This window comes from Bartonella sp. CE47NXGY (genome assembly GCF_042195415.1).
Taxonomy (GTDB): domain Bacteria; phylum Pseudomonadota; class Alphaproteobacteria; order Rhizobiales; family Rhizobiaceae; genus Bartonella.
Genome location: NZ_JBHIOI010000011.1, coordinates 24775 through 32218 on the forward strand (window position 1 = coordinate 24775; position 7444 = coordinate 32218).

Consider the following 7444-nt stretch of genomic DNA (forward strand, 5'->3'; position numbering starts at 1 on the left):
ATGATGAATATTTTAAATCTTTCTTGTCGAGTCTTATGGAAGTAAATCCTATTAAGGAGAAATTAAATAGAACCCGTTAGAATGAGATTGCTTGCAGACTGAATTTTGTTAAAAATTCTCGTCTTCTGAGATGTGAAGAGGAGGACAAATAAAATATACTGCGCGACGATTCTTAAGATTTAACCTAAAAAGAGGCGGGGGAAGTGAATAGTATATCTGCTAACAAACAAAAGAACAAAAAAGAAGGTTGATGCCAAAAACAGCTTAAACCTCCGTTCTTCCAAAAAAATGAACTGGTATCGAGATAGTTGAGCAGTTTAAGAGGTTTCGTTTAGTCTTTTTAAGGTTTTCGGAAAAGAGGTTATGAGGATTTCTCACTTTTAGTTTTGCAGAAGGTGGTGCAAATTATAGGTGTTTAGGTTTATGCAAATAAATTATGATCGTGCTCAAGTTTTAAAATGTGACCTAAGACACAGCCATTTTCTGTTCCTTTATGCGAGTAACTTAGCTTTCTTTAGAATATTTTGTTTAAGGCATCGCTTTTTTCTGCCTTATCTCATGATTTTGGAGCTGAAGGATAAACAAGCCATTTGAGTTTCTAGGGTAAGGATGCCGTCAGATACTCGGTAGGGGGCGCGTGATCTTAAGAACTAATACCGTGAGATGCGGGTTTGATTTCATGAGTTTGGTGAGGACAACAAAAAGTTTGAGAGGCGGATAGCTTCTTATTTTGAATGATGTATGAATGAAAGGGGCTTTCATTTATTGAAAAAGAATAAGCTCATATTCAGCAGATGTGAGATGAAGTAAGAGCATCGTAATACCAAGCTGCAGTTATGCTGCTAAAGAACATAATGGCGCTAGTGATGAGCAATGGTATGTCTAGTTGGTATGGTATTCTTCCTCCTGCTACAAGTTCGATACAGAGCGCCATTGTGTTGCACATTAACACTCTTGTTTTAAAGAAACATTTCTCAAGGTATCCAAGCCTATTTTGCGACGCTGTTCATGGTAAATCTATTGAGCACCTCCATCTTTACGCTTATGAAGTAATAAGCCGGCACCATCATTATATTTGCCAGCTCGTGGGTGTTGCGATAGACCTTGCATTAAGGCGGCGGTTCATAAGAGCCATTTTTAGTCATTTCTTGTACAGTTTTTCTCCACACACTCATCCCGCTTGTGATGTGCAAGCAGGTGGTTTTGATTGATTCAAGATAAACAGATTTGAAATGAGAAAATCTTACGTTATTCAGAGTTCTAATTTAATATGAATGACGCTATATTATCATTATAAATCAATATATTGTACATATAAAAAAGAATTCTAAAACCACCCGCTATAAAGTATAAGAAGCGAATAATTAGTCTACGAAAGAACAAAAGAAAAAGAAATATTTCAAAAATCAATATTTTGAATATCACGACTAATATTTTGCGTATTATAGTGAAATTATATGCATGATCGTTCGTAAAATGCGCTGTTTTGTGTGTGGAGTTTCTTCCTTGGTGTCTTGTGTGTTCGCAGGTGTCCTATCCATTTCCTCCTCTCATTCTTAAGCTAAATCCTAAAATTATTGCGCACTTTATTGTGTATTCTTAACAAAAGGCAAAAAATATTTTCAAAATCATCACGCCTTACCGTTTATTTCCATAGGGATATAGACATCAATAAATGCATCATATGATTTGGGGGATACTCAAAAAGATCAAAAGATTCTCTCTTGTTGATTTAATTAAGCATAGAAGAAATATCTTAAAATCAAGCAATTTTAAGCTTTTTTTAAGTTTTTTGGGTAGAACAAGAGGCATTAATGAATAGGTCTAGATTCGATAATTGAAGATGTTTTTAATAGAGAGAAAAGCATGACGACGCTGCAATCGCTTTTACAGAGCTATCGTGATGAAGCGCGTACCGAACGAGATAAAGGTACATATTTTGAGCGTTTTGCTCTTGCTTATCTGACACATGATCCTCTTCAGTCTGGGTGTTATGAGAAGGTTCAAACCTTTAAAGATTGGGCTCATGAAAATGATTGGGATGGTCGTGATACTGGTATCGATCTTGTGGCAAAGCTTCGTGATGGAGGGGGTTTTGCGGCAATCCAATGTAAATTTTATGATGCAGCCTATCGGATTAGAAAAGCAGATATTGATAGTTTTATTTCGGCATCAGGGAAAGCTCCATTCAAGCGGCGTGTTATTATAGATAGTACTGAAAGTACTTGGAGTGATAACGCTGAAACAATGATACGGGGGCAGGATATTCCTGTTATACGGATTAATCTTTCCGATATACAACAAAGTCCGATCCGTTGGGAAACTTTTGCAGCCCAGGGCAAAGTTGTTTTGGAGGATAAAAAGAAAATCCGTCCACATCAATTGGAAGCATTGCGTGATGTGCGTGCTGGGCTTGCTCAAGCAGATCGGGGGAAGCTTATTATGGCTTGTGGTACTGGTAAGACATTTACCAGTCTTAAAATTGCTGAGGATTTGGCGGGTGAAGGCAAGTTTGTTTTGTTTCTTGTTCCTTCCTTGGCACTGATGTCACAGACGGTTCGTGAATGGACAACGGATGCAGGAATCGGATTGAGATCTTTTGCTGTTTGTTCCGATACACAAGTGGGAAAGCGTCGTAAAAATAGTGATGATGTTGCTGAAATTGATGTGTTTGATCTTGCTTTTCCGGCGACAACCGATGCTGCTAAACTTGCAGAACAGGTGGCGAAGAGTGTTGCAGATAAGATGATCGTGGTGTTTGCAACCTATCAATCTATTCAGGTGATTGCTGATGCTCAGAAAAACTATGGTTTGCCAACATTTGATCTTATCATTTGTGATGAAGCGCACCGTACAACAGGGGCAACGCTGGTGGGCGAGGATGAATCCAATTTTGTTAAGGTGCATTCCAATGATGTTATTCGTGCCAAGAAACGCCTTTATATGACAGCGACACCACGTATTTTTGGTGATAACGCAAAAAGTCGCGCGAATGAAGTTAATGCTGTTCTTGCTTCTATGGATGATGAAAAGCTTTTTGGTAAAACACTTTTTTATCGGGGTTTTTCATGGGCAGTACAAAATGATCTTTTAACAGATTATAAGGTTATTGTCTTAGCAATGGACGAAAAATTGGTCAGTTCCGCTGTTCAGAAGCGCCTTAGTGATAGCGATACTGAGCTTATTCTTGATGATGCAACAAAGATTATTGGCTGTTATAAGGCTTTGACAAAACAAAATATGAAGGCTGATGTTGGTGCGGATTTATATCCTATGCATCGTGCTTTAGCGTTTTGTAAAACTATTAAAAGTTCTGAACTTGTGCGTGATGAGTTTTCTACGGTTGTTAGAGAATATCTTGATTATACGAAAGAGGATACAGAAAATGAGCATTTTCTGAAGTGTGAAATTGAGCATGTTGATGGCACTTTTAATGCGAAGGATCGTGGTGCATTACTTGACTGGTTGAAAGCTGATAGTGGTGAGGATGTTTGTCGTATTTTGACCAATGCTCGGTGTTTGTCTGAGGGGGTGGATGTTCCGGCTCTTGATGCGATCATGTTTTTAAATCCACGCAAAAGCCAGATTGATGTTGTGCAAGCGGTTGGGCGGGTGATGCGTCGCTCTGAAGGTAAAAAGATGGGATATGTCATTTTGCCAATTGGTATTCCTCCTGATACTCCAGTGGAACAGGCTTTGAACAACAATGATAAATATCGGGTTATCTGGCAAATTTTAAATGCTTTGCGTGCGCATGATGATCGTTTTGATGCGACGATTAATAAGGCATCCCTCGGGCAAGATATCAGCAATGTGATTGAGATTATTGGTGTCACGCAGAGCACTGAGTTACAGGCTGTTACGGCTGTTGTAGACAATCTTCCGGTTCGCTCACAGCCTGCACGAGCGGGAATTGGAAGTCTGGAGCATGATTGCTTTCTTACAGAGCAGGTAAACGAGGAGCTTTCTTTCTGCGTAGATGAACTTTCTCGTGCGATTTTGGCAAAGATCGTTAAGAAATGTGGGACACGTGATTATTGGGAGGATTGGGCGAGCAATATTGCTGAAATTGCTAAGAATCATATCACGCGCTTAACAGGCATTCTGGCAGAGCCAAATACTGAGGCGCGTCAAGCCTTTGACAGGTTTGTGGCAGAACTGCGTGATGACTTAAATGATGCTGTTACAGAAGCTGATGCGATTGAGATGTTGGCACAGCATATTATCACGCGTCCTGTCTTTCAGGTGTTGTTTGAAGGCTATCAGTTCACACGTGAGAATCCTGTCTCGCGTGCTATGCAGCGTATGCTTGATGTGCTTGATGAGGCAAATCTTGATAAGGAATCCAAAGATCTGGAAAAATTTTACGCAAGTGTAAAATTACGAGCCAGTGGCATTACGGATCCAAAAGCAAAACAGAGGTTGATTGTAGAGCTTTATGATAAGTTTTTTCGTTATGCTTTTCCACGCACTGTAGAAAAATTAGGCATTGTTTATACCCCCGTCGAGGTTGTGGATTTTATTTTGCACTCTGTCAATGATGTCTTAGAGCAAGAATTTGGGCAAACGCTTGGCTCATCGGGTGTGCACATCATGGATCCCTTTACTGGAACGGGGACTTTTATCACACGGCTTTTACAATCGGGTTTGATAAAACTAGAGGAGATGAAACACAAATTTTGTCGTGAAATTCATGCCAATGAAATCGTGCTTTTAGCCTATTATATTGCAGCCATTAATATTGAGACGACCTATCATGGTCTGATGGGGGGCGATTATGTTCCGTTTGAGGGAATTTGTTTGACCGATACATTCCAGCTTTATGAGCAAGAAAAAGACCTGATCAGTGATTTGCTGGTGGATAACAGTACACGTCGGGCGCACCAGAAGGAACTGGATATTCGTGTTATTGTTGGCAACCCCCCTTATTCTTCTGGACAAAAAAGTGAAAACGACAATGCGCAGAATATTGGCTATCCTAAATTGGATCGTCGCATTCGTGAAACTTATGCTGCTCAATCCAAAGCAAGCAATGTTAATGGACTTTATGACAGTTATATTCGTGCCATTCGTTGGGCAAGTGATCGCATAAAAGACTGTGGTGTTATTGGTTTTGTGACAAATTCAGGTTTTATCAATGGATATTCTACGAGTGGATTACGAAAAGAATTGAATGAAGAATTTTCGAGCATTTATGTTTTCAATTTGCGTGGTGATATTCGCAAAAATATGATGAGCAAAGGAGCTGCTCGAGAAGGGCAAAATGTTTTCGGAAGTGGAAGTATGGCAGGAATCGCTGTGACACTATTTATTAAAAATCCAAATGTCACGGAGCATTGCAAAATTCACTATTACAATATTGGTGATAATCTCACGACAAAGGAGAAATTATCTCAACTTCAGCGGTTGGGTAGTGTTGGCGGTATCAAGCGTGAACACGGCTGGCAGATGATTACGCCAGATGAATATGGCGATTGGCTGAATCAGCGCAACAGTGATTTTAAAAAATTTCTGGCCTTAGGTGATAAGAAAGGCAGTGATAAAAAGCTCTTTGAAACGTTTTCTCGTGGGATTATAACTACTCGCGATGCCTGGGCATATAATTCAAGCCGTGAAAATCTAGCGAAGAATATGCGTAACACGATAACTTTCTATAACAATGAAGTGGAACGTTTTAATAATGTTTATGCGCATTCTGACCGCAAAGCACGTGCAAATGCTGTGAACGATTTTGTTGATACAGATACCCAAAAAATCAGTTGGAGCAGTAGTCTTAAAGAGGAATTGGTAAGAGGAAAGTTTTCTGAATTTGAAAGTAATTGCTTAGTTCAAAGTCTTTATCGTCCTTTTACACAACAATGGCTTTATTATAACCGTACTTTTAACGAAAGAGTATATCAAATGCCGCGTATATTCCCTATGAAGCAAGCGGTTGAAAACAGAGTAATACAAGTTACGGGAGTTGGAGCAAGCAGTGGATTTTCTGTTCTGATGACTAAGAATTTATCTAATCTTCATGCAATGGATACTGGTCAATGTTTTCCACGGTATGTTTATGAAGATGTTGCACCCTTAGGAGCTAAAAAAGGGAATCAGGTTCATTTGTTTGCAAATTTTGCAGAGGAAAGCAAAGAAACTGGTTTACAGCGGCGTGATGCTCTTACGGATGAAGGGTTGGCTTATTTTAAGGCAGCTTATCCTGGTGAAATGATTACAAAGGATGATTTGTTTTATTATGTTTATGGGATTTTGCATTCTGAAGATTATCGTGCTCGTTATGCGCATAATCTGTCTAAACAATTGCCGCGTATTCCAACAGTTAAAAAGGTAGAGGATTTTTGGGCTTTTGTTACAGCGGGGCGAAAGCTTGGTGATTTGCATATGAATTATGAAGAAGTTGAACCCTATCCCGTTACCTATAAACAGGGTGATCCAAGAACTTGGGTGATTTCTGATGAGAAGAGTTTTTATCGTGTTGAAGCAATGAAATTTGCTGGTAAGCGTGGTGCTATTGACAAAAGCACAGTGATTTATAATGCGCATATCACGATGCAGAATATTCCTCTTGAAGCTTATGAGTATGTGGTCAATGGCAGGTCTGCTCTTGAATGGGTTATGGAACGGCAGATTGTCAAAACGGATAAAGCGAGTGGGATTGTGAATGATGCTAATCGCTATGCTGTTGAGACGGTGGGTAATCCAGCTTATCCATTGGAATTGTTTCAGCGGGTTATTACTGTAAGCTTGGAAACAATGAAAATTGTGCGCAACCTGCCAAAATTGGAAGTGAGAGAAACTGAAAAGGTTAAGTTATCCATTGTGCGGTAAAACAGCGCTGTGTCGTAACAAACTGGCACTATCATACACCTTGCCAGCTCGTGGGTATTGTGACAGCCCTTGGCACTTGAGACAAGTTCATAAGAGGCATGCCTTTCTTGTACCGTTTTACGCTGCGCAGGCTCTCTTCCCTTGTGGTGTTCAAGTCCTGTGTGATGTGCAAGAAAATGGTTTTGATTGATTCAATAGAGAACAGATTTGAAATGAGAAAATCTGATGATATTGAGAGCTCTCATTCAAGTTGTAGCGTAATAAAATTTCATTATAAATCAATATGTTGTATGTAATAAAGCACCTTAGGCAGTGAGGTCACTAAAATTATGACGCATGAGCTTTAGCGGCAGTGATGAATATTCTCAGGCAGAGGGGTTTTCTTGTCGAGCTTTATGTGAGTAAACCATATAAATGGGGAAGCTGAGAGGAACCTGTCCAGAGAAAGTGAACTGTTTACAAATCGTTGCTGATAGGAATCATCGTCCTTTGAGATGTTGAGAGGAAATCACAATTCTCATGAAATCTGTCCTTTGAGATGTTCTGATATTGAAGTGAGCAGGTGGAACGCGTTAGACAAGAAGCTGAGTTATTATTGTTTACAGATCAATAGAGT

General features: G+C 39.6%; 1 protein-coding gene and 1 pseudogene. One reads left to right on the forward strand and one right to left on the reverse strand.

Annotation, left to right across the window (positions count from 1 at the left end; translation table 11 throughout):
• Positions 1–948: 948 nt before the first annotated feature.
• Positions 949–1135 (reverse strand): annotated as a pseudogene (locus ACFIL3_RS05125) (integrase); the annotation flags it as partial.
• A gap of 731 nt (positions 1136–1866) precedes the next feature.
• Between ACFIL3_RS05125 and ACFIL3_RS05130 the strand changes: the two are divergent.
• Positions 1867–6828, forward strand: a complete 4962-nt coding sequence (locus ACFIL3_RS05130) for a DEAD/DEAH box helicase (protein ID WP_375681895.1) — start codon at positions 1867–1869, stop codon at positions 6826–6828.
• The last annotated feature ends 616 nt before the right edge of the window (positions 6829–7444 follow it).

Bases quoted from the DNA above. Each gene is read 5' to 3' on its own strand.
- ACFIL3_RS05130 (WP_375681895.1), top strand. From the start codon at position 1,867: ATGACGACGCTGCAATCGCTTTTACAGAGCTATCGTGATGAAGCGCGT.